This is a genomic window from Cupriavidus sp. SK-3 (genome assembly GCF_000611145.1).
In the GTDB taxonomy this organism is placed as follows: Bacteria; Pseudomonadota; Gammaproteobacteria; order Burkholderiales; family Burkholderiaceae; genus Cupriavidus.
On record NZ_JFJV02000228.1, the window covers coordinates 1 to 23,147 of the forward strand.

Here is a 23,147-nt window from a genome sequence, read left to right on the forward strand (position 1 = left end):
CGCAGGGGGGTGAAACCGCCTTTGACTTTGACTTTAAGGTTTTAGGCTTCTGACGGACCCACAAAAAAGAAACCGGGGAGTACCAAATTGGCTGACTTCGAAATCGGCGGGATCGTACTAGCCCTGCAGCAAGTACGCCAACAATGGCGCGAAGGCCAACAACGCCTGCTGGAACCAGGCGGCCGGGACCTACCCTCCCGCGACGCCCTGTCACAAATCATCGCCACGCTAAAAGGCATCCTGTTCCCCATGCGCCTGGGCCCCCCCGACCTCCGCCAGGAAAGCGAAAACCTCTACATCGCCCACTCCCTCGACGCAGCCCTGCACGGCCTGCTGGCCCAGACACGCCTGGAACTGCATTACGCGGCGCGCCATGGCGACCGCGACGAAGCCGCGCTGCGCGCGCGGGCGCTGACCGCAACACGTGAATTCGCCGGAGAACTCCCCCGCATCCGCAGCCTCCTCGACAGCGACGTCCTGGCCGCCTTCCACGGCGACCCCGCCGCCGGCAGCGTCGACGAAGTCCTGCTCTGCTACCCCGGCATCCTCGCGATGATCCACCACCGCATCGCCCATGCCCTCTACGGCCTTGGCCTGCCACTGCTCGCGCGCATCGTCGCCGAACTGGCGCATGCCGAGACCGGCATCGACATCCATCCCGGCGCCCGGATCGGCGGCGGCTTCTTTATCGATCACGGCACCGGCGTGGTGATTGGCGAGACCACCATCATCGGCGAGCGAGTCCGCTTGTACCAGGCCGTCACGCTGGGCGCCAAGCGGTTCCCGCGCGACGCCACCGGCAAACTGGAGAAGGGCCTGCTGCGCCATCCCATCGTCGAGGACGATGTGGTGATCTACGCCGGCGCCACCATCCTCGGCCGCGTCACGCTGGGCCGCGGCGCGGTGATCGGCGGCAACGTCTGGGTGACGCAGGACGTAGCACCGGGCGCGCATGTCACACAGGCCGTGTCGCGCAACGAAACCGCCAGGGCGCCATCCGCAAGCGGCGCGCAGCGCGCCATCGAGGCGAGCCTGCCATGAACGACCTCGTAAGGACCCTGGGCGCCACGGTGCGCCAGTTGCGCGAGGCGCACGCGTGGTCGCAGGAAGAGCTTGCCGAGCATGCGGGGCTGAACCGCTCGTATATCGGCGAGATCGAGCGCGGCAGCGCGATTGCCTCGATCGTCACGGTGGAGAAGCTCGCCGCCGCGCTGGGCGTGCCGATCTCCTGGCTGTTGAAAACGGGCGGCGCGCATGTGCCGCCACGCGACGTGGAGATTGCCGGCACACGGACGTAGCAAGTTCCGGGGGATGCGCGCAAATCCGTGCGCATTGCCGTCTATAGCATGTTGAACGGGCCGGGCCGCCTCCCGATAATCGCTGCGGTAATAACGATTCTTGTTTTTCTCATATAGCAATGCAATCCGCTAGCAATCCGCTAGCAATCTGCTAACAGCCCAACGGAGTAGCACATGTCGGTAAACGGGAGCGTCCAGACGGCGCTCGGCGATAACGCAGCACGGCAACTAGCCAATGCCACCAAGACCATTCCCCAGCTCGCGACCATCACGCCGCGCTGGCTGACGCATTTCCTGCAATGGGTTCCGGTGGAAGCCGGCATCTACCGCCTGAACAAGGTGCAGGATCCGGAATCGGTCAAGGTGGCCTGCACCCAGCGCGACGATGAGGGCAAGCTGCCCCGCACCTTCGTCAACTACGAAGAGCAGCCGCGCGAGTATTTCCTGAACGCGGTGAGCACCGTGCTCGACGTGCACACCCGCGTGTCGGACCTGTACAGCAGCCCGCACGACCAGATCAAGGAACAGCTTCGCCTCACCATCGAGACTATCAAGGAGCACCAGGAGGGCGAGCTGATCAACAACCCTGACTACGGCCTGCTGGCCAACGTGGCCGAAGAGCAGCGCATCTTCCCGCTGACCGGCGCGCCCACCCCGGACGACATGGACGAACTGCTGAGCAAGGTGTGGAAGGAACCGGCTTTCTTCCTGACCCACCCGCTGGCGATTGCCGCCTTCGGCCGCGAATGCACGCGCCGTGGCGTGCCGCCGCCCACGGTCAGCCTGTTCGGTTCCCAGTTCATCACCTGGCGCGGCATTCCGCTGATCCCGTCGGACAAGGTGCCGGTGGCCGACGGCAAGAGCAAGATACTGCTGCTGCGCGTGGGCGACAAGCGCCAGGGCGTGGTCGGCCTGTTCCAGCCGGGCGTGGCGGGCGAGCAGGGCCCGGGCCTGTCGGTGCGCTTCATGGGCATCAACGACCAGGCTATCGCTTCGTACCTGATCTCGCTGTACTGCTCGCTGGCCGTGCACGCGCCGGATGCGCTGGCGGTTCTCGATGACGTGGAGATCGGCAAGTACCATGACTATCCTGACACCTACAAGTAATCCGGTGAATCCGTCCGCCAGTTCGCCGGCAGCGCTGCCGGGCGCGCCCGCGGTGCCGCCCGGCCTGCCCGATCCGGCGGTGCTGGCGCGCCTTGCCGGGGCGTTCTTCTCGGCGCTGCCGGGCACGTCGCCGGCCGCCGCGCAGTCACTGCCGGTGGTGAACAACCCGGCCCCGCCGGGTTCGCCCGTGGCCGGTCCTGGCGGCACGGGCACCGGCGTGCCGGGTGCGTCGATTCCGCAAGGCCATGTGCCTGGCGCCAACCTGCTTCCGCCGGCGCCCACGCATGTGCTGTCGCTGCCCGGCCGGGCACCCGCGCTGCGGCCGGCCGCGGTGGCGCAGAACGGCCTGCCCGATACGTTAGCCACGGTGGCGCCCGCGCTGGAAAGCCGCTTCGGTGGCCAGGCGCTGGGCGTGCCGCACGCGGCGGCGCCGTCGCCGCAGTCCTCGGCTGCCCCTGCCTACTACTTCCTGGACGGCGCGGGCCGCGACCTGCATGGCGGCCCGGCGGGGCTGCGCGACATCGCCACGTCCGGCGTTCCGCTCTCGCTGCATCTGCCGCAGCAAGGGCCGGGCGCTTACGGCTATGGGCGCGAGCAGGAGGAGGCGCTGCCGTGGGCATCGTCTTCGGCGCGCGTGCCGTTCGACGTCAACGCGATTCGCCGCGATTTCCCGATCCTGCAGGAGCGCGTCAATGGCAGGCAGCTGGTCTGGTTCGACAATGCCGCCACCACGCACAAGCCGCAGTCGGTGATCGACCGGATCTCGTACTTCTACGCCCACGAGAACTCCAACATCCACCGCGCCGCCCATGCGCTGGCAGGGCGTGCCACGGATGCCTACGAGGCCGCGCGCAGCAAGGTGCAGCGCTTTATCGGCGCATCCTCGCCCGACGAGATCATCTTCGTGCGCGGCACCACCGAGGCCATCAACCTGATCGCCAAGACCTGGGGCGCACAGAACGTGGGCGAGGGCGACGAGATCATCGTCTCGCACCTGGAGCATCACGCCAATATCGTGCCGTGGCAGCAGCTTGCCGCGCAGACCGGGGCGAAGCTGCGGGTGATCCCGGTGGACGATTCGGGGCAGGTGCTGCTGGATGCATACCGCCGGCTGCTCAACGACCGCACGAAGATCGTGTCCGTGACCCAGGTCTCGAACGCCCTCGGCACCGTCGTGCCGGTCAGGGAGATCGTCGACCTGGCCCACCGCGCCGGCGCCCGCGCGCTGGTCGATGGCGCGCAGTCGGTCTCGCATATGCGGGTGGATGTGCAGGCCATCGATGCCGACTTCTTCGTGTTCTCCGGCCACAAGGTGTTCGGGCCTACCGGCATCGGCGTGGTCTACGGCAAGCGCGAGGTGCTGGAGGACATGCCGCCCTGGCAGGGCGGCGGCAACATGATTGCCGACGTGACCTTCGAGCGCACCGTGTTCCAGCCGCCGCCCAACCGCTTCGAGGCCGGCACCGGCAATATCGCCGACGCGGTGGGGCTGGGCGCCGCGCTGGACTACGTGGAGCGGGTGGGTATGGAAAACATCGCCCGCTACGAGCACGACCTGCTCGAGTACGCCACCCACCTGCTGCAGCCCATCCCGGGCGTGAGGCTGGTGGGCACGGCGCGCGACAAGGCCAGCGTGCTGTCCTTCGTGCTCAAGGGCTACGAAACCGAGGAAGTGGGCAAGGCGCTCAACGAGGAAGGCATCGCCGTGCGCTCCGGGCATCACTGCGCCCAGCCCATCCTGCGGCGCTTTGGCGTGGAGGCCACGGTGCGGCCGTCGCTGGCCTTCTATAACACCACGGACGAGGTGGACCGGCTGATTTCAGTGGTCAGGCGGCTTTCCGGGCGCCGCTAGGGTCCTGTCACGGCCCTGTCAGGGCCGGGTTGGGGCGGAAAACGTGGGGCGTGGGGCTTAAAACCCCCCCTGGACGTGCATGAATCGGGACGCGCCCTGCGTTTTCTTCTAAAATCCGCTATCTTCTCACCTTGATCGGCGCGTCTTCCTGCCTTCGGACCGGAGCCCGCCTTGTTGAACGCACCCGGCAAGCTACCGCCCAGCCACTGGCATCAGGCCCACCGACGCCGGCGCTATCCAGCGCTTACCGCGCTTTATTCATGAGCAATCTCAACCAGCAAGCCATCCTCTCCGTCCACCACTGGACCGACACGCTTTTCAGCTTCACCTGCACCCGCGACCCCGGTTTCCGTTTCGAAAACGGCCAGTTCGCCATGGTCGGCCTGGAAGTGAACGGTCGTCCGCTGCTGCGTGCCTACAGCATCGCCAGCGCCAACTACGAGGAAACGCTGGAATTCTTCAGCATCAAGGTGCCCGACGGCCCCCTGACGTCCCGCCTGCAGCACCTGAAGGAAGGCGACCAGATCTTCGTCGGCAAGAAGCCCACCGGCACGCTGCTGGTCGACAACCTGCTGCCGGGCAAGACCCTGTGGCTGCTGGCCACCGGCACCGGCCTGGCGCCGTTCCTGTCGATCATCCGCGACCCGGAAGTGTATGAGCGCTATGACAAGGTCGTGCTGACCCATACCTGCCGCTTCGTCGAGGAACTGGCCTACCGCGAGTTGATCTCGGAGCACTTGCCGCAGCATGAGCACCTGGGCGAGCTGATCCGCGAAAAGCTGGTGTATTTCCCCACCGTGACCCGCGAAGAGTTCGACAACCAGGGCCGGATCACCGACCTGATCGCCAACGGCGAGCTGTTCGAGCGCCTGGGCGTGGAGCCGTTCTCGCTGGAGAACGACCGCATCATGCTGTGCGGCAGCCCCGATATGCTCAAGGACATCCGCGCGATGCTGACCGAGCAGCACTTCACGGAAGGCAATATGAGCGCGCCGGGCCACTTTGTGCTTGAAAAGGCGTTTGTGGGCTGATCGTCGGTCCATCTTGGCGATAGCCGGGGCTCCCCGGCATCGCCTAGGCTTGCAGGCGGGACATCACCCAGAAGTGAAGATCCAGGGTGGTCAGGACGATCCCCGCCAACTGGTGCACGGGGCAATCGGAGGCGGGGCGAACATGCGGGTCGCACATTGCTTTGACGGCCTGACAGACCTGACACAGGGACGGTTGCTGCAGGCACTCGCCCGCTACCGTGCGCGCACAAGCCGGACACCGGCACCCGGGAGCCGCGCATAGACGGTCAGGAGATCGCGGGCGCCTTTCTTGCCAAGGACTGTACGAGGCCGTCCAGCGCGCCGAAGCGCAGCGCCTGCGCAAGGCCTACCCACCATTGATTCGCGCCGGTCATCAACCTGCGTTGCCACCCCGTTGCGGATGAAGCGGACAACGGATTCGCGGAACAGATCGTGTTCCGCTTCAAAGATCCGACGTCTCGTGCACATGCAATCTCCATCTCATTGAGCGGCCTCTGCGCGAGGCAGGATTTCGATGGATCATCCGCAGCCAGGGCAGATCCGCCTCATCCGAGGTGATGAATTCCGGGTAATGCGCTCCGGGCACCGGCCCGCCGCCCGATAATTCATCCTTTCGAATGAGGCAATGCGCCGACATCGCGCCACATAATTCTCCGGCCGGTGGATCCTGGCCAACACAGTCCATCCGGCATTCCATGCATACCTTCCTCGAGAATGCCGTCATGAGCCCTTTCGAAAGCCACGCGCAGGTGACTGCCTGCCATCAGAGCGTTCTGCTCTTCTACTATGGCCTGGACAGGGGGGATTATCCCCTCGCAATGAAGCAAGTCGCACCCGAGTGCCTGTGGGAACGCGGTGGTGTCATGCTGAGCGGTCGGCAACAGATTGAAGAGTCAGTGAGGAAGAGATCGGCAACGCAAGTCGCGCGGCATATCGTCAGCAACTTTGCGATGCTCGTGCAGGATCCAGAGCGTGCCACGGCGGCCTATTGCCTGGCCCTGCATCTGTATGACAACGGCGCGCCCGCCACCCTCCCGGTACCGGGTTCCACACCATTTCTGCTCGCGGATGTGACATGCCAGTTCGCACTGGAGCCAGGCAATGCCTGGCGCATACGGCAGCTGGATGTCGGGCGCGCATTCAGCTATTCCCGGGAGGTGATCTCTCCCTTGGCGCAAGCCCCCGGGCTGGGTTGATCCGGACCAGCGTACCATCGCAACCGCGGATCACACACTGCCCGTTCCCGCGTTTCGCTCAAGGTCCCATGGATTTCTCCCTGACTCCCGAGCAGCAGGGGTACTCCCCGGGGACGCAAGCAAAGGGCTCCTTGCGCGGCTCCTTGCTTTCTGCCGCGTGTCGTTTCTACTGCGTGCCGCTCCGGCGCGCGCATCGCCAGCTCAGATCGGCCAACGGCCGTACCTTCGCTTCCATGCTCGCCGCATCGGCCGCTGACGCATTGCCTCCCGCCGCGCGCGCCGCAACGCCGCGCAGGATGGCGGCCATGCGAAACAGGTTGTAGGCGAGATAGAAGTCCCAATTGCGAATGGCGTCGATGCCGCGCGCGCGGCAGTAGTCCTCGACGAACGCGTGCTCCTGCGGAATGCCGAGCGCGGTCAGGTCGACCCCCGCGACGCCGCGCCACAGTTCAGGCGGAACGCACCACGACATGCAGAAGTACGAGAGGTCCGCCAGCGGATGCCCTAGCGTGGAGAGTTCCCAGTCGAGCACGGCGACCACGCGCGGCTCGGTTGGATGGATGATCAGGTTGTCCATGCGCATATCACCATGTACGACGCAGGTCTCATCGCCATGGGGAATGTGGGCTGGCAACCATTCCATCAATGCTTCCATTGCCTCGATCGGTGCACCTCCCGAACTGCGGTACTGGCGGCTCCAGCGGTCGATCTGCCGCGCGAAGTAATTGCCCGGCCGGCCGAAAGTGTCCAGGCCGGCCGCGCGATGGTCCACGCCGTGCAGCGAGACCAAAACGCGGTTGATGTCCGCGTATATCGCCTTCCGCTCGGCCACGGCGATCCCGGGCAGGGTGGGATCGATAAAGTTCCTGCCGCGCACGTACTCCATCAGAAAGAACGGTGTGCCAATCAGCGAGGCGTCATCGCAATAGGCCACCATACGAGGCACCGGAACGCCGCTGCCGTTTAGTGCCTGCATTACCCGGTATTCCCGGTCAATGGCGTGCGCGGACGGCAGCAGCGCCCCTGGCGGCTGCTTACGCAGGACAAATGCGTCGCTCGCCGTCTGGAGCAGGAAGGTCGGGTTCGACTGTCCGCCCGACAGTACGCACGCATTCAATCCGCGTGGGTCCAATCCCGCCTGGCGCATCCAGCCGGCCAGGCGTTCAAGATCAAGATCGGCGCAGCCAACGGAGCCCCCTGGGGGCGATGTCAGGTTGGAAACCAATGGCGAAGAGGGCATGGCGGGGCGTCTACCGGAAGGTCAGAGAGAGGAAACAAGATGGCCGCCGTCGATGGCAAGCACCGCACCCGTCATGAACGTCGCGGCATCGGAAGCGAGCAGCAGGAGCGCTCCGTTGAGATATTCAGGCTGCCCGACCCGGCGCTGCGGCACGCGGCGGATCAGTGCCTGTCCGGCCTCGCTGGCAAAGAAGTCGCGGTTGAGGTCGGTTTCGATATAGCCAGGTGCGAGTGCGTTGACCCGGACGCCATGCCGGGCCCATTCGAGCGCCAGCGCCTGCGTCAGATGGATCAATCCGGCCTTGGCGGCGGCATAGGCGGGCACTTGCTGCGCCACCCGCAGGCCGAGGATCGAGGCGATATTGATGATCGATCCCTCGCGCTGCGCGATCATGCGCTGGCCGGCAGTTTGCGCGACGCGCCATGCGCCGTTCAGGTTCACGTCGATGACGCTCTGCCAGTCGTATGCATCGCACTCCACGGCAGGGCGCGTTACGGCAATGCCGGCGTTGTTGACGACGATTTGCACAGACCCGCCGAGCCGCGATTCCGCGGCGTCAAAGGCGTCAGCGACAGAAGCGGCGTCCGTCACATCCATGGAGACTACGCAGGCCGTGCCACGATCCCGCTCGATCTGGGCCGCGACCTGCCGGCCCGCCTCGACACGACGGCCAGCCAGCGCCACCTGAACACCGGCACCGGCCAGCACCTTTGCGAAATGACTGCCCAGTCCGCCGAAAGCACCCGTCACCAGGGCTCGCTTGCCGCGCAGATCTTCGAACATGCTGTTCTCCCATCATCATGATTGCCGAATCGGCACGAGGGATTATCTGCGTCAGCACAGGAACCTGCATCATTCGAAGGGATGATTTGCTGCCCACGCGGAAATGGCCGCGGGCAGCGGGCCAGGTGGCACTCGCGAATTCATCCCATCGAACGAGGCGGCTGGAACTAGTGCTCACCATACTTGCTTCTGACCTCAACAACCCGCCAGCGCTGGTGGATTTCTCGGGTAAGTACCCATTCAATAATTGTTAGTAGGCTAAGCATAATGGATCGAGCGGACCCTGAATTCGGAACGAGAGGCGTCGCGACGACATGACTTCAGTAACACAAATGCCCGCGACGATGACCTTGGCCGTGACGCGCGATAGCTGGGGAGAAATGGGAAGCGAGCCGATACCGGAGCCATTCAACGGCAAGAGATACGCCTGGGAATCGCTGCTTCCGGTCGCGACCGTGCCTGACGGAAATTGTCCACGTCTGCGGACAAAGCCTCTGGGTGCGTCAAGAACTGGATTCACCAAATAATATCTTCGGAGATGTATGAATGCGGCTACTTTCGAAAACGTACTGGAATGGAACTTGGGTGAAGTTTCGCGAGCCAGTCGATGAATTTGCGACTTGCGAACAGGTTACAGCCTACGCCAACGATGGCGCACAAAGCCGGGGCCTATATTGGACACCAAAGAAAAATCCGCGTCCTCGCGTCGCCATTGTGGCGGCCCATCCGAGGGTGGATTTTAGCCAACACTACGCATTTCCCGGCTTACTGCGCGCGGGATATGCCTGCCTTGGCGCTAATGTTCGCACGCTGAACAATGACATGACCTGCGTCCACGAACAGATCATCCTGGACATTGCGGCCCAAGTCCGGTGGCTGAAGGAGCACCGCGGAGTGGAGAAGGTCATCTGGCTCGGTAACTCAGGTGGGGGGTCACTTGGCGGCTTCTACCAATCACAAGCCCAGCTGGAGCCATCGAGACGTCTTGAATTGACGCCTGCGGGCCGGCCGACCGCGCTGCGTACCGCAGTGATGCCGGCCTTCGATGCGATGATTGTCTCGGCAGCGCATACAGGGCAAGGTCTGGTAGTCAACGAGACGATCGACCCCTCCGTCGTGGACGAGCACAATCCGCTGCTGACCGATCCGAGCCTCGACATGTATGACCCGGTCAACGGGTTCAAGCCTGCGCCGCAGTGGTCGCGATACAGCTCGGAGTTTATCCAGCGCTACCGTAGGGCACAGCTCGACAGGGTTGCGCGCATCGACGCGATAGCGCGAGCCTTGATCGCAGAGCAGAGCGATGCGGAGTGCTTGGCTGCCGGGCCGGAGTTCTCGGCTTTGACGCCGCCACGGCAGCGAGCGATTTTGCAGCGCAGTGTGTTTCAACCGGTGATGACGGTCTACCGAACGATGGCGAATCCGAATTACACGGATAACTCGCTCGATCCCGGAAATCGCGGCTACGGCAGCCTGCTCAGCGATCGTCCGGATCTGATGAATCTCCAGTTGCTCGGCTTCGCACGCGTCGTAACACCGGATGCCTGGCTTTCGACGTGGTCCGGCTTGTCAAGCAATGCCAACTTCCTGAAGACCGCACCGACGATCAGGGAACCGGTGATGGTCATCCATGCGGGACGCGATCTGGACTGCTACATGCAGACGCACTCCAGGGCAATCTTCGCCGCGTTCGCAAGCCAGGACAAAACGTTCGAGGACTTCGCGGATCAGTTGCACTACTTCGAGCCGGACGAGGGCGAGCCAGAGAACGCAGGCGCGTTGGCCCAGACCGCGAAGGTCGTGCCATGGGTCGAGTCGCGGATGCCGCTGTAGCGCGTTCTGCAATCCTTCCGACACAATAAAGACGAAAAGATCAGATCACCCCGATGCACCCCTTCGGGTAGGTGCGTCGGGGTGACACTTGCCTTTTCAGTCGGGCGGGTTCCAACGCGCGCCAACAACAACCGGAGGGGAAGAGAATCGAAATGGGGAAATCACTGTTGAGGCTTGGGGCGCCGGCGACATTTGCGGGGGCGTACATCCCTACCGGCATGGCATCCTGCAACGAGCATTCGCGCTCAATGCTCACGTCGTTTAGCAGCTGCGCGCGAGCGACTCCCGATCAGCGCCTTGATCAGATAGCGCGGCAGCCTCGTGCCGGTTGCCGCGATTTATACAAGCCCCAATAGCGACCTTACTGTCTGCCGCAGGCGGCTTAAGCTATTTTCAGGGTCCTGATTTCCGCGGCCGCCTTCTCCAGGCCTGCTTTGGCGGCATCGGGCCCAAACGCCAAACCTTCAGCGCGGACCACGGTTACATCGATGATGCCGATGAAGGCAAGCAATTGTTTCAAATGCGGAACCATGAAGTCCGCCGTTGCGGTGGGTCCTTTGCTGTAGACACTGCCCGTGGCAACCAGCAGGATGGCGCGCTTACCCTTCACCAGACCCTCCGGGCCCGAAGCCGTGTAGCGGAAGGTGCGGCCGGCTTGCAGCACATAATCAAACCACGTTTTCAATTGCACCGGCACACCGAAGTTATACATTCCAGCGGACAGGACAACGGTGTCTGCCGCTTTGAGTTCGTCGATCAGGGTTGTCACCAGGGCTGTCTGTGCCTTCTGCACTGAGTCTAGCGCGTCAGCGGGGGCGAACAACGCATCAAGCAAGGCACCATCGAGGACTGGCAGCGGATTCCCGCCCAGGTTGCGTTCCAGGATTTCGTTGCCCGGGATGACGTCTAGCTGTTCCTTGAGGCTAGCAGCCAGCTGACCCGAGACCGAGGCTGCGCCACGAATGCTGCTTTGGACGAATAGAAATTTTGGCATCTGGTTTTCAGTGTGATGGGTGAGGGCGAACATGCCTCGAATACGCCTCCGATCCGGGGCGCGAAAATGGATAGCATGCCCCCGATCGAGAGGCGTTCTGTCGGGCGCCGATCGCCGGCGCCCGATCAGAAGATAACGCGTAGGCCTGCGGCCACGGCGACCTGGCTCTTCTGACCGTTGGCAAGGCCGTTCAGGGTGGTGGGGTTGCCGTAGCCGTACGACGCACCGGTTTGCAGCAGGGTGTCATAGTCCACTGGACCGTTGTGCGCGTAGGCGCTGACCAGGTAGACGGTGGTGCGCTTTGAAAGCGAGTAGGCGCCCATCAGGCTGAACTGGCTGAAGTTCGGCAGGCTGGCAGCCTTCGTGTTCGGGGAAAGGGACGCGCCCAGGACTTGATCGTAGTAGTAGCCCGCGATCAGCTTCATGGCGGCGGTCATGCTGTAGCTCATGCCGGCCCAATAGACGTTGTCGCGAATCGCCGTGACACCATTGCCGTACCTGGAGTCCCGCCAGCGATATCCGCCCATGAACCGGATGGGGCCGGTTTCATAGCTGGCGGCAATGAATGCCTTGCGGTCCTCCCCGATCGGAGACGTCGCGGTTAGCGCATTATTGATCTGGTCATAGCCCGTGGCAATCCCAAACGATTCGCCGAGGTAATAGACCCCGGCGCCGAAGGCAGCCTGAGCACGAGAATTGCCCGGCACCTCGCCATTGGGGATGGTCGACATCTGGCCGCCCTGGAACGCAAATCCCGTTCCGAAGGAGTAGTGCGCCAACACATGGGTGTTGCCAAAATCCCCGGTATACTTGAGCATGTTGTCTTCGCGATAGGCTGCACCCGCGATCGTATTGGCTGGCTCATAGGCAACGCTAGTCTTGAACGGCAGGAAGTTCACCATCGATTCCATCAGGCTGGTGTATTGCCTGCCCAATGAAACCTTGCCGAAACCGCTTTTCGTCAGGCCGATTGCCGCCTGGCGATAGAACAACTGCGAAGCGGAGACGAGCTTGCCGTCCCCCGGCGTGAAACCGCTCTCGAGCCAGAAGGTTGCCTTCAGGCCATCGCCAAGGTCTTCTTCCCCTCTCAAGCCCCAGCGTGACGCGGAGAGCCCCCCGTATTTTTGCAGTCTGACGAGACCTCCGGCACTCGTTGCGGTCGATGCCCGGTTCACGTACTCGATCCCGGTATCGAAGACCCCGTACAAGGTGACGCTCGATTGCGCACACGCCAGAGACGAACTCAGGCTGCAGAGCACGGCAGCAGCAATAGCTATTTTCCTCAATTTAATGTCTCCCGATTTATCTTGTTGTTTTAATTTCTAAAGTTGGAACTATGCGATAACCATCTTTCGCGCAGCTCAGCTGCGCGCGACCGATGCCGGTTCGCAGATCACATCGATCTCACGTGTCCAGCATGCAAACTCAAGGCAAATACCATCAGGATCGAAAAAATAGACTGAGCGCATGAAGACATCATCAGTCATGGTTTCGGTGATTTTTTGCGGAGAGTCGTCGTGATTCAGAACGCGTGAAATCTCGATGCCTTCTTCCTCCAGGCGCGCAACATAGGCATCGAACTTCTCAGCCGGTACGTGGAAGGCGAGATGGTTCAACGAACCATGCGCTGTCGTGATCGACCCGTTCCCCGGGAGAGATTCGGGTGCAGCGATCCCTGGATGTGCTTGCGGGGCATCGGGGAACCAGAAGAAGGCGATTGCGTCGCCATTGCCCATATCGAAAAAGAAGTGCTGGCCCCGTCCACCCGGGAGATCAATCGTCTTGATCAAGGGCATCCCGAGCCGGTCCCGATAGAACTCGATCGTCCTGGTCATATCCTTGCAGACCATGGCTACATGGTTCACGCCCCGGATGTCGAACTTGGTATTTACCTTTCTCACCATTGCTGCTTCTCCTCGTTGAGTGACTTTTACTTCTTGTGCAGACCCACCGGTAACGGCGGAGTACAGCCGAGCCGCTACTGCGGCTCCACGCCCATGCTGCGCAGCAGATCGTTAGTCATGGCGAATTCGACTGCGATGTCGCGCGCGAACGGCGCCGGCTCCTTGAGCGTGGGGCGAGCGCCGCCAATGCTGGTATTGAGAAACTTCTCGTAGTCCGGTGTACGGCACACGTCGTTGAGAGCGCTGACCAGGCGCATCTGCACCTCGACAGGCAGGCCCTTGGGCGCTACCAGGCCAATCCAGGGCGTGGTCTGCAGGAGGGGCGCATCCACACCCTGCTCCTTGTAGGTCGGCACATCGGGCAGCAGGCCGCTGCGAGCGGCTCCCTGGACGGCGAGCGGCTGTGCGTAGCCTTTCTGGACATACTGGGCCACGAGCGCCGGCGGGCCGGCGGTGATGTTGATGTTGTTGCCCACGATGTCCTGGAACGCCGGCGCCGCGCCCTTGTAGGGCACGTGAAGGAAAGACACGCCCGCCGAGCGCTCCAGTATCACCATGATCTGGTGCACGGCGGTGCCGGTACCCCAGGAGCCGAAGGTGATCTTGCCCGGGTTGGCCCTGGCGGCCTGGAACAGCTCCCGCAAGCTCTTGACGCCCAACTGCCGATTGGCAAACAGCACCATCTGCCCTTCCATGACCTGGAACAGCGGCGTCAGATCCTTGCGCACGTCGTAGCCGGGCTTTTTCACAAGGGAGGCAACGCTGATCACAGAGTCCGCGATGGCGATGCCCAGGGTATAGCCATCTGCCGGCGCGCGCGCCACTTCGGCCGTGCCGATCGCGCCATTGGCACCGGCCTTGTTTTCCACGATCACCGGCTGGCCCAGGCGCACCGTCAGCATTTCGGCCACCTTGCGCCCGACGACGTCGGCGGTGCCGCCCGCGGGGAACGGGTTGATGAGGCGGATGACGCGGCTAGGGTAGTTCTGCTGGGCCCATGTGCGCGTGCCCGCTATCGACAGGGTGGCGATGCCGGCCTGGATCAGTGTTCTCCTCTTCATGCTCGTGGTCTCCGTTGGAATGTCGATGGATCAAAGTGTCTCGGCATGAAGAGGCTGGATACACGAGCCCATCGCGATGCCCTTCACTCGCCCGCCTTCTCTGGCACCGAGGATTGCCGTGGTTTGCGCCAGTATGCAAACAGGGCGCTCCTTTGACTAATGCGCATGGCATTGAAGGCTATGCAGAAAAGCTATATCCTGCGACTGGCGCCGGCTCGTCCATCGACATGCGGCGACGGTACTGGGGTGCGCCGCACTCCGCCTGCCGCTCGTCTTGGTATAGAGTCCCGGAGCCTGCACATGCAGTTTGCCTATAGCCGGCGAGGAGATGCGATGGACCTGTACAAGCTGAGCTTGGGTGGCATGCTCAATTGCCTGGAGGTCGAACAGCACCGTTCGATCAACGCGGCTGCCCGTAGCCGCGATATGTCGCAGCCAGCACTGTCGCGCAGCATCCAGATGCTGGAGCGGGAGTTGGGCGTGCCGTTGTTCGAGCGGTCGTCCAACGGCGTCAATCCCACGCCCTACGGCGAAACGTTGCTGCACCACGCACGCATCGTACAAAGCGAGCTGCAACGCTGTCTGACCGACATCCAGGAACGCAAGCAGACCGGTCGCATGAGCCTGCGTGTCGGGGCGACACCTTCGGTGGTGACCTGGCTGATCATGCCCACCATCGCTGCAACCTACACGGACAAGAATCAGGAACAGACGAACATCGGACTGATCGAGAGCCATCCGGACGACTTGATGTCGGGCCTCATCCGCGGCTCGCTCGACATCACCATACAGCCCCCGTCGGACGAAGACATCAATGACGACGTGGTGGGCGTTCCGCTGGCCGAATCTGCCGTGGGCGTCGTAGTGGGCGCCCGGCATCCACTGGCCAAAAAAGGCAAGGTCGACGCGAGCGAACTCAAACGCTACCTGTGGCTGTTGCCAGCGTGGGCCTCCACCTGGAACCGGCGGTTCCAGCTCGAGCTCCAGGCGTTGGGCCTCGAGCAGCCGCAACGCGCGCTGCTGAGCAATTCGTTTCAAGCCCTGCGCCAGATGCTGCTGGACTACGAAGCACTGGCCATCTTGCCACTTGAGTACGTGGGGGCCGACATTCGGGCTGGCGTGTTGAAGCAGTTGCCGATTCGGCATGTCTTTGCGAAGACACAGTACTGGGCCTATGTCAAGCGTGGACGCGCCATGTCTTTGGCCTCCATTGCCTTTCGCGATAGCCTCATTGCCTTCGCAAGGCAAATGGGCAAGGCGCCGGCGGCGGACCCGTTGTGAAGCGTCAATAGACAATGTCTTGAGCCAGGCCCGGAGATACGCGCTCAAGCCAAAGGCAGGATCAGACCCGCGGCAAGCACCCGCTTCCCGTTCAGATCTTCGAACATTAGCGCCCTGCCATTTTCCTGCGCACCCAGTTGCATCGTCATCTGCTGGATAGCGTTCTCTCCAGCCAGTCTGCCGCGTGCCTCGCTCAGAGGAGTGATCCGCGGGCGGGGCGCCATCTGAAGCCGCCTTTTTTTCTGGCACCCGCGGGAAAACCCGGGCAGGGAGGCGCCCGAAGAATCATCCGTTCGAACGAGGCGACGCCCCGGTTCCCCCACAGATAATCGACTCGCAGGCTGTGTCCCTTGGCAGGGCGTCGATACCTGTGCCCAACGACAAGACAAGAAGGAGACTACCGGATGACCACTGCGACGCTTTCCTATTCGATGGAAATGCCCATGCTGCTTTCCACGTTGCTGCATGGCGCGGCACGCCACCACCGTAAGACGGAAATCGTATCGGTGATCGACGGCAGCACACATCGCCAGACCTACGGCGAATGCGAATTGCGCGCACGCAAGGTCGCGCAGATGCTGCTTGCGCAGGGCGCGCAGCCGGGCGACCGCATCGCCACGCTGGCGTGGAACGATCATCGCCATCTGGAGCTGTACTTCGGCATCAGTGGCATGGGCGCGATTTGCCATACGATCAACCCGCGGCTGTTCGCCGAGCAGGTAGTGCACATCGTCAACCATGCGCAAGATCGCTTCGTGGTGTTCTCGCCCGACTTCCTGCCGCTGCTCTCGTCAATTGCGCCGCAGTGTCCTGGCGTGGAGCGGTGGATCATGCTGGGCGAGCCGGGCGACGGGCTCGAACTGAATGGCATGGCCGTGGCCGGCTTCGAGGCATTGCTGGCGCACCACGAAGGGATCTGCGACTGGCCCGAGCTGGATGAGCGCAGTGCCGCGTTCCTTTGCTACACGTCCGGCACGACCGGCCTGCCAAAGGGCGTGGTATACGGGCACCGCGCCACGGTCCTCCACGCTTATGCGTGCGCGCTGCCCGACGCGCACAACCTGTCGGCACGGGACGTTGTGATGCCAGTGGTGCCGATGTTCCATGCCAACGCCTGGGAAGCGCCTTTCTCGGCGACACTCACAGGCGCAAAGCTCGTACTGCCGGGGGGCCGGCTCGACGGTGAATCGCTGCATCGCCTGATCGAGCAAGAGGGCGTGACGTTCTCGATCGGCGTGCCGACGGTGTGGTTCTCACTGCTGCGCCACATGCAGCAGCATGGCTTGCGTTTCCGCACATTGCGCCGGCTGCTGCTGGGCGGTGCGGCCACGCCGCCGGCCATGATCGAAGGCTTCGCCGAGCTGGGCGTCGAGCTCTACCAGGGCTGGGGCATGACGGAAACTGCCGCGCTGACAACCTGCGCCCGCCCGCTGCACCACCAGGCGGGGCTGTCGGACGCCGAATTGCGCAAGACGATTTACCGCAGCGCCGGCCGTGCCGCGGCCGGCGCCGACATGCGCGTGGTCGATCCTGAAAACCGGGAGATCGCCTGGGGAAGCGGCATTGCCGGCTCCTTGCAGGTGCGGGCACCGTGGGCCATCACCCGCTACTACGGGGCTGCCGATTCCGCGTTGCAGGACGGCTGGCTGCCCACCGGCGATATCGCCGAGATAGACGAAGACGGCTTCATGCGCCTTACGGACCGCAGCAAGGATGTCATCAAATCCGGCGGCGAGTGGATTTCCTCGGTGGAGATCGAGAACATCGCTGCCAGCATCCCCGGTGTGCACCTGGCAGCGTGCATCGCGGCCGCGCATCCGAAATGGGGCGAACGCCCGCTGCTGGTCGTGCAGCGCAAGCCTGGCAGCAGCGTGTCCGAGCAGGAAGTGCTGGCCGAACTGGAGGGCAAGATCGTCAAATGGTCGCTTCCGGATGCGGTGGTATTCATTGACGAGATGCCACTGACGGCAACGGGCAAGCTTTTCAAATTGCAATTGCGCGAACGCTATGGCAATCACCTGGCGGACAGGCTGCAGGCAGCCTGAGCGCAACCTCCACGCGAAGCGAAACCCAAAGACGGCAGCAGAACCGTCAACACAAATGACAGGCCAAAGCGCCATTCCAAGGAGACTATCGCATGAAATCGCAGCAATCCCGGGCAGGATCCCGCCCCCAGCTTTCACTGTCTGTCCTGTTGGCGCTGATGCTGGCTGGCGCGGCGCCCGGCCTGGCATCCGCCGCCGCGCAGCCCGCTGGCCTGTCGGATGGCGAAGTCCGCATCGGCGTGCTGACGGATCTGTCAGGCATCTACGCGGATGCAAGTGGGCGCGGCTCGGTGCTGGCCGCACAGATGGCGATCGACGACTTTACGGCGCAGGCCAAGCCCGCCTTCAACGTCAAGCTGGTTTCCGGCGACATGCAACTCAAGCCGGATGTTGGGGCCAATATCGCGCGCACGTGGTTCGACCGCGAGGGTGTCGACATGATAGTGGACTTGCCTTCCTCAGCCGTGACACTGGCTGTGATGAACCTCGCAGCCGAGAAGAATCGCGTGGTCATCCCCACCGGACCCGCCTCGCTGCGCATCACCAATGAGGACTGCATGCCCACTACGCTTCACTGGGCTTACGACGAGTACTCCCAAGGCCAGGGCACCGCGCGCGCCATTACCGATGCGGGTCACAAGACCTGGTATTTCATCGAGGCCGACTACGCCGGCGGCAAGGCACTGCGCAACGGGTTCGAGGAAGCGCTGAAGGCTGCCGGCGGCAAGGTCGTGGGTGGCGCGAAGCACCCACTCGGCGCAGCCGATTTCTCGTCGCAGATCGTGCAGGCCCAGGCCTCCAAGGCCGAGGTCATCGGCATGGCCAATGCGGCCGGCGACTCGGCGAACCTTGTCAAGCAGGCCGCGCAATTTGGCGTCACACCCAAGCAGATCATGGCCGCGTCGCTGATCCATATCACCGACATTCACGGGCTGGGCCTGAAATCGACCAAGGGCATGTATCTGACCGACGGCTTCTACTGGGATCGCAATGAGGAGACGCGCGCGTGGTCGCGCCGCTTCTTCGAAAAGCAGAAGAAAATGCCAACCATGGTTCAGGTCGGTACCTACTCGGCAGTGCTCCACTACCTGAAAGGTGTCAATGCCGCGGGGACCGACGAGGCGAAGGCAACTGTGGCAGCCATGAAGGCGATGCCGGTCAACGATGTGTTCGCCAAGAACGGCCGCATCCGCGAAGACGGCCGCATGGTCCACGACATGTACCTGTTCGAGGTCAAGAAGCCCGAGGACGCCAAATACGCGTGGGACTACTACACGCTGCGCGCGACCATCCCGGCCGACAAGGCCTTCCGCCCGCTATCGCAGTCCAGCTGCAAGTACGTCAAGCCGCAGAAGACCTGATCCGCGAACGTGCCGGCGTTGTTGCACAGCGCCGGCGTCGTCAGGCGATCAGCCCCAGTTTGCGCGCGACGGCCACGGCGTGCGTGCGCGACGAAGCGCCGAGCTTGGCATTGATGCTGCGCAGGTGCGTCTTGACGGTCGTTTCCGAGACAAAAAGCCGGACCGCCATTTCCTTGTTCGCCATCCCGTCGGCCAGCAGGTGGAGCACCTTCAGTTCCTTCTTGGTCAGGCCCTGGCCATCCTGCACCGGATGGGCGTTCGCCATGGCTGGCACTGCCCCCTCCGGTGCGGCGCCGGTGCGCTCGGCAAACATGCCGGCGAGTTGCGCCACCAGGCCGCGGGCCGCCGGCGACAGCTGCGGGCCACCGCGCGTCCCGGCTGCGCCCACCGCGCCTATCATGCGAGCCACCGGCTCGCCCTCGTCGATGAACGTACTGACGAAGCCTTCGCTGGCGCCGAATTCCAGTGCCGGCGCCAGCTCCTGCAGCGCAAGCGCACTGTCGCCCGCGGCCTGCAATGCCGTTGCCAGCAGGATGCGCAGCTTCAGTGCCCGGCGCCCTCGCTGTGCTGCCTGGGCCAGCGCCAGCGCCTCGCGCAGCGCTTGCGCGGCGCCGGCGGGGTTGCCAAACGCGATCTCCAGCCTGCAATGCGCCAGTTCCACGGTCTCGACGTCGTTGGCATGCGGCACGAACTCCGGGCCGAACGACCAGGCGCGCAGCGCCTGCGCCGCCGCCAGTTCCAGTTCCGCGCCATCGCGGTCGCCGCGCTGCACCGCGATGCGTGAACGCTCCAGCCGCGCGTTGGCGACCATGCGCAACAGCCCGGTCCGGTAGCCCATCTGCTCGCAGTCGTGCAGCCACAACATCGCGTCCTCCTCGCGGCCGTCAGCTAGCGCACCCCGGCATAACAGCACAAAGGTGACAATGAGCGGATCGATATAGGCCGCCTCGCGGATCAGCGGCAGGTAGGCGCTCAGCAAGCGCTGCGCCTGATCGCTGCGTCCCGATTCATAGAGGGCTTCGGCCAGGAAGGCCCCGGCGATCTCCTGCCCGTCCACGCGCTGTTCGCCCCGGCTCGCGTCGGGTTCGTGCGCGCCGCGGTAGCGTGTCAGCGCCTGCCGCAACCGGCCCTGGACCAGGTCGATCGATCCGTCCAGGCAATGCGCCACGCGCATGTTCGCCCCGCCGCCGATGCCGGCGTGGACCTGCCGGCTGCTGTCCAGCATCCGGCGCGCCTGCTCGAAGTGACCCAGGTAGATATGGCAGGACGCCAGTGAATTGAGTTGCACGCCATAGGGAAACACGTGGCTTGGGGAGAGCTTGCGCAAGCAGTCCTGCCATGCGGTGTAGGCCTGGTCGAGTTTGTCGCCCAGCGCCAGGATAAAGGCATGCAGCGCAAGCATGTGCGCGGCAATCTCGGCATCGCGCTCGCCGGCGTCGCGCATGTCTTCGAGCATGCGCAATGCCTTGTCGCCGCGATGCAGGAAGGTCAGCGCCCAGGCCTGCACCAGCCTGAGCCGTGGACGGTTCGACAGGCTGTCGGGCGGCAGGCATTCAAACCAGCGTGCCAGCAGGCGGACCCGTCCCTGCCAAAGCAGCGGGTCGGCGTGCTGCTGCAGCAAGTCCAGTGCGGCGCAGAAGTCTTCCGCCTTGAGCGCGTGCTCGATGGCGGGCACCGGCCGGCCTTGTCCGACAAACCACTCGCTCGCCAGGCGGTGCAGCCTGGCGATCTCCACGCCGCCGTGCAGTTGCGTCAACCGTGCCTTGAGAAAGTCGGAGAACAGGCTGTGATAGCGGTACCACTGGCCGGCCGCATCGAGGCTGGTAAGGAACAGATTCTCGTGCGCGAGCCGTTCCAGCATCGCGGTGCCGTCGCCGCGCCCGGTCACCGCATTGCAGAGTTCGGCGCTGAACGGACCCAGCAGCGATGTCTTCAACAGGAAATCCTGCACTTCGGGCGACTGGCGCGAGAGCACGTCTTCGGCCAGGTAGTCCGCCACGGCTGCGTCGGAGCCGGAGAATGTACCGATGAACGCCGAAACATCCTCGCAGCGCTGCATGGCCAGTACCGCCAGCCAGATCGCCACGACCCAGCCCTCCGTGCGCAGGTGCAGCTTGCGCAGGTCTTCCTTGGAAACGCTTTGCCCGATGCGCTCGCGCAGGTAGGCGCCTGTCTCTTCGAGGGTGAAGCGCAATGCGTCGGTCGTGATCTCGAGCAGCCGGCCGTGGGCCCGCAGCCTGCCGAGCCCCAGTTCCGGTGTGCCGCGCGAGCCGACCACGAACTTGCCGTGCGCCGGCAACTGTCCGATCAGCTGGCGCAGGAATTCCAGCGCGGCCGGGTTGTGCAGCGCCTCGAAGTCATCGATGAATATGGCGAATGGCATCGGGAAGCGCGTCAACCGGTCGACCAGCGTATCCGTCGGCAAACCGTCCTGCCCGGCCGCGATCACGTCTTCGTTCCCTTCGCACAGGGCATCCACCGCCACGTTCAGGGATGCCAGGAAAATGGAGAAGTCGTTATCCGCGGCCCCCAACTGGCACCACGCCGTACGCATGCCGGCGGCCACACACGCCGCATGGATATCGAGCATGGTGTTCGTCTTGCCAAAGCCGGCCGGCGCCTGCACCGAAACGAGCCGCGCATCGCTGGCCTGTATGACGGGCGCCGCCAGGCGGTCCCGGGTCAGGTGCGTGCGCAGTCGCTGGGGAACAAGGAACTTGGCGGGCGGGGTACGCATGGCAATCCGGGTGGACTTCGCTACTGGTTGGGATAAGCGTGGATTCTATCCGCTCATGGCGCTATCCTGTGCCGGTCATGGCGTGCTCTGCCGGTATCGACGCGACAATGCGGGAAAATCGTCCCTTTGGATGAAGTATCGCCCGTGCGCAGGCGCTAACCTTGGCGGCACCCCGGCTTGGCCCGGCCCAAGCGTGTACCCGCCTGCCGGCCGCACACCGGCAGGCGTCACCACAGCACCAGAGCGAGACGAATATGGACTTCAGTTTGAATGCCGCGCAGCAGGCCTTGCAGGCACGCACCCGCGAGTTCATCGCGGAACACATCATGCCGATGGAGCGCGATCCCAGGCAGACCGCGCACGGACCCACCGAAGCGCTCCGCGCGGAACTGGTTGCAAAAGCCCGCGCCGCCGGCCTGTTGACGCCGCACGCCTCGAAGGAAGCAGGCGGCCTTGGCCTGAGCCATGCCGACAAGGCGATTGTGTTCGAAGAAGCGGGGTATTCGCCTCTTGGTCCGGTCGCGCTGAACATCCACGCCCCCGACGAGGGCAATATCCATCTGATGGAAATCGTGGCGACGCCGGCGCAGAAGAAGCGCTGGCTGCAACCGCTGATCGACGGGCACACACGCTCCTGCTTTTGCATGACGGAGCCGTCGCCAGGTGCCGGAGCGGACCCCTCCATGCTCCAGACCGTCGCGGTCCAGGATGGCGACGACTACCTCATCACCGGCCGCAAGTGGTTCATTACCGGTGCCACGGGCGCCACCTTCGCCATCATCATGGCGCGCATGGAAGACGGCACGGCAACGATGTTCCTTGCCGACATGGACCAGCCGGGCGTGGAAATCGAGCGCCAGATGGATGCCCTCGACACCTGCTTCACCGGCGGGCATGCCGTCGTGCGGTTCGACAAGCTGCGCGTGCCGGCCACCGATGTCCTCGGCAAGGTGGGGGAAGGCTTTCGCTATGCGCAGTTGCGTCTCGCCCCCGCCCGCCTTACCCACTGCATGCGCTGGCTTGGCGCGGCACGGCGCGCCCATGACGTGGCGGCTGACTATGCCCGGCAGCGCCGCGCGTTCGGCCGTAGCCTGGTCGAGCACGAAGGCGTGGGCTTCATGCTTGCCGACAACGAGATGGAACTGCACATTGCCCGGCTGACCATCTGGCATTGCGCCTGGGTCCTGGACCAGGGCGAAAAAGGCCGGCACGAGTCAAGCCAGGCCAAGGTGATCTGTTCCGAAGCCCTGTGGCGCATCGTGGATCGCTCTGTCCAGGTGCTGGGTGGCAGCGGCGTAACCGACGAGACCATCGTCGCCCGCATTTTCCGGGACATGCGCGCATTCCGCATCTACGACGGCCCTTCGGAAGTCCATCGCTGGAGCATGGCGAACCGCATCGCGCGGGGATAGGAATCCGGGCGT

Annotated in this window: 18 protein-coding genes; 11 read left to right on the forward strand and 7 right to left on the reverse strand. The window is 63.8% G+C overall.

What is annotated here, in order from left to right; all coding sequences use genetic code 11:
* The first annotated feature begins 87 nt into the window (after nt 1-87).
* The 6 genes from epsC to CF70_RS23115 all read left to right on the forward strand — a co-directional run bounded on the left by epsC (nt 88) and on the right by CF70_RS23115 (nt 6,484).
* Nucleotides 88-1,041 (forward strand): serine O-acetyltransferase EpsC, encoded by a 954-nt coding sequence (epsC, locus tag CF70_RS23090; RefSeq protein ID WP_035870240.1) that lies wholly within the window; start codon nt 88-90, stop codon nt 1,039-1,041.
* Nucleotides 1,038-1,298: a helix-turn-helix domain-containing protein gene (locus tag CF70_RS23095; protein WP_035870242.1), complete on the forward strand. Its 261-nt coding sequence runs from the start codon at nt 1,038-1,040 to the stop codon at nt 1,296-1,298. The genes epsC and CF70_RS23095 overlap by 4 nt, the downstream gene beginning before the upstream one ends.
* Nucleotides 1,299-1,472: 174 nt before the next feature.
* Nucleotides 1,473-2,405, forward strand: coding sequence for a family 2A encapsulin nanocompartment shell protein (locus CF70_RS23100; protein ID WP_035870245.1), 933 nt, complete (start codon nt 1,473-1,475; stop codon nt 2,403-2,405).
* On the forward strand, nt 2,380-4,257 hold the full coding sequence (locus tag CF70_RS23105; protein ID WP_035870247.1) for a family 2A encapsulin nanocompartment cargo protein cysteine desulfurase: 1,878 nt from the start codon (nt 2,380-2,382) through the stop codon (nt 4,255-4,257). Before CF70_RS23100 ends, CF70_RS23105 begins: the two co-directional genes overlap by 26 nt.
* Before the next feature lie 260 nt (nt 4,258-4,517).
* Entirely contained in the window at nt 4,518-5,288 is a 771-nt protein-coding gene (locus CF70_RS23110) for a ferredoxin--NADP reductase (RefSeq protein WP_035870249.1), read from the forward strand.
* A 695-nt stretch (nt 5,289-5,983) separates the two neighbouring features.
* On the forward strand, nt 5,984-6,484 hold the full coding sequence (locus tag CF70_RS23115; RefSeq protein ID WP_035870250.1) for a nuclear transport factor 2 family protein: 501 nt from the start codon (nt 5,984-5,986) through the stop codon (nt 6,482-6,484).
* A gap of 166 nt (nt 6,485-6,650) precedes the next feature.
* Here the strand turns inward: CF70_RS23115 and CF70_RS23120 are convergent, their stop codons facing one another.
* Together CF70_RS23120 and CF70_RS23125 are read right to left on the reverse strand one after the other, a co-directional pair.
* Nucleotides 6,651-7,631, reverse strand: coding sequence for a phosphotransferase family protein (locus tag CF70_RS23120; protein WP_051648832.1), 981 nt, complete (start codon nt 7,629-7,631; stop codon nt 6,651-6,653).
* 114 nt (nt 7,632-7,745) lie between these two features.
* Nucleotides 7,746-8,507, reverse strand: coding sequence for an SDR family NAD(P)-dependent oxidoreductase (locus CF70_RS23125; protein ID WP_035870252.1), 762 nt, complete (start codon nt 8,505-8,507; stop codon nt 7,746-7,748).
* Between the two features lie 546 nt (nt 8,508-9,053).
* Between CF70_RS23125 and CF70_RS23130 the strand changes: the two genes are divergently transcribed.
* Nucleotides 9,054-10,340 (forward strand): hypothetical protein, encoded by a 1,287-nt coding sequence (locus tag CF70_RS23130; RefSeq protein WP_200876798.1) that lies wholly within the window; start codon nt 9,054-9,056, stop codon nt 10,338-10,340.
* Nucleotides 10,341-10,722: 382 nt separating this feature from the next.
* Here CF70_RS23130 and CF70_RS23135 read toward each other — a convergent pair whose 3' ends face one another.
* The 4 genes from CF70_RS23135 to CF70_RS23150 form a co-directional block, all read right to left on the reverse strand.
* Complete coding sequence (locus tag CF70_RS23135; protein ID WP_235185176.1) at nt 10,723-11,367, reverse strand: FMN-dependent NADH-azoreductase; 645 nt, start codon at nt 11,365-11,367, stop codon at nt 10,723-10,725.
* A gap of 92 nt (nt 11,368-11,459) precedes the next feature.
* Nucleotides 11,460-12,593 (reverse strand): porin, encoded by a 1,134-nt coding sequence (locus CF70_RS23140; protein ID WP_081862315.1) that lies wholly within the window; start codon nt 12,591-12,593, stop codon nt 11,460-11,462.
* Between the two features lie 102 nt (nt 12,594-12,695).
* Complete coding sequence (locus CF70_RS23145; RefSeq protein ID WP_035870258.1) at nt 12,696-13,238, reverse strand: VOC family protein; 543 nt, start codon at nt 13,236-13,238, stop codon at nt 12,696-12,698.
* A 74-nt stretch (nt 13,239-13,312) separates the two neighbouring features.
* A complete protein-coding gene (locus CF70_RS23150) occupies nt 13,313-14,299 on the reverse strand; it encodes a Bug family tripartite tricarboxylate transporter substrate binding protein (RefSeq protein WP_051648835.1) in 987 nt (328 codons plus the stop codon).
* Nucleotides 14,300-14,632: 333 nt separating this feature from the next.
* Between CF70_RS23150 and CF70_RS23155 the strand changes: the two genes are divergently transcribed.
* From CF70_RS23155 to CF70_RS23170, 3 genes are all read left to right on the forward strand, one after another.
* Nucleotides 14,633-15,580 (forward strand): LysR family transcriptional regulator, encoded by a 948-nt coding sequence (locus CF70_RS23155; RefSeq protein WP_035870260.1) that lies wholly within the window; start codon nt 14,633-14,635, stop codon nt 15,578-15,580.
* Nucleotides 15,581-15,984: 404 nt separating this feature from the next.
* Nucleotides 15,985-17,625, forward strand: a complete 1,641-nt coding sequence (locus tag CF70_RS23165) for a long-chain-fatty-acid--CoA ligase (RefSeq protein WP_051648837.1) — start codon at nt 15,985-15,987, stop codon at nt 17,623-17,625.
* Nucleotides 17,626-17,717: 92 nt separating this feature from the next.
* Nucleotides 17,718-18,986, forward strand: a complete 1,269-nt coding sequence (locus CF70_RS23170; RefSeq protein WP_235185178.1) for an ABC transporter substrate-binding protein — start codon at nt 17,718-17,720, stop codon at nt 18,984-18,986.
* A gap of 40 nt (nt 18,987-19,026) precedes the next feature.
* Here CF70_RS23170 and CF70_RS23175 read toward each other — a convergent pair whose 3' ends face one another.
* On the reverse strand, nt 19,027-21,723 hold the full coding sequence (locus tag CF70_RS23175) for a LuxR C-terminal-related transcriptional regulator (RefSeq protein ID WP_035870264.1): 2,697 nt from the start codon (nt 21,721-21,723) through the stop codon (nt 19,027-19,029).
* A gap of 254 nt (nt 21,724-21,977) precedes the next feature.
* Here CF70_RS23175 and CF70_RS23180 point away from each other — a divergent pair, with 254 nt between their 5' ends.
* Nucleotides 21,978-23,135: an acyl-CoA dehydrogenase family protein gene (locus CF70_RS23180; RefSeq protein WP_035870266.1), complete on the forward strand. Its 1,158-nt coding sequence runs from the start codon at nt 21,978-21,980 to the stop codon at nt 23,133-23,135.
* Nucleotides 23,136-23,147 lie beyond the last annotated feature (12 nt).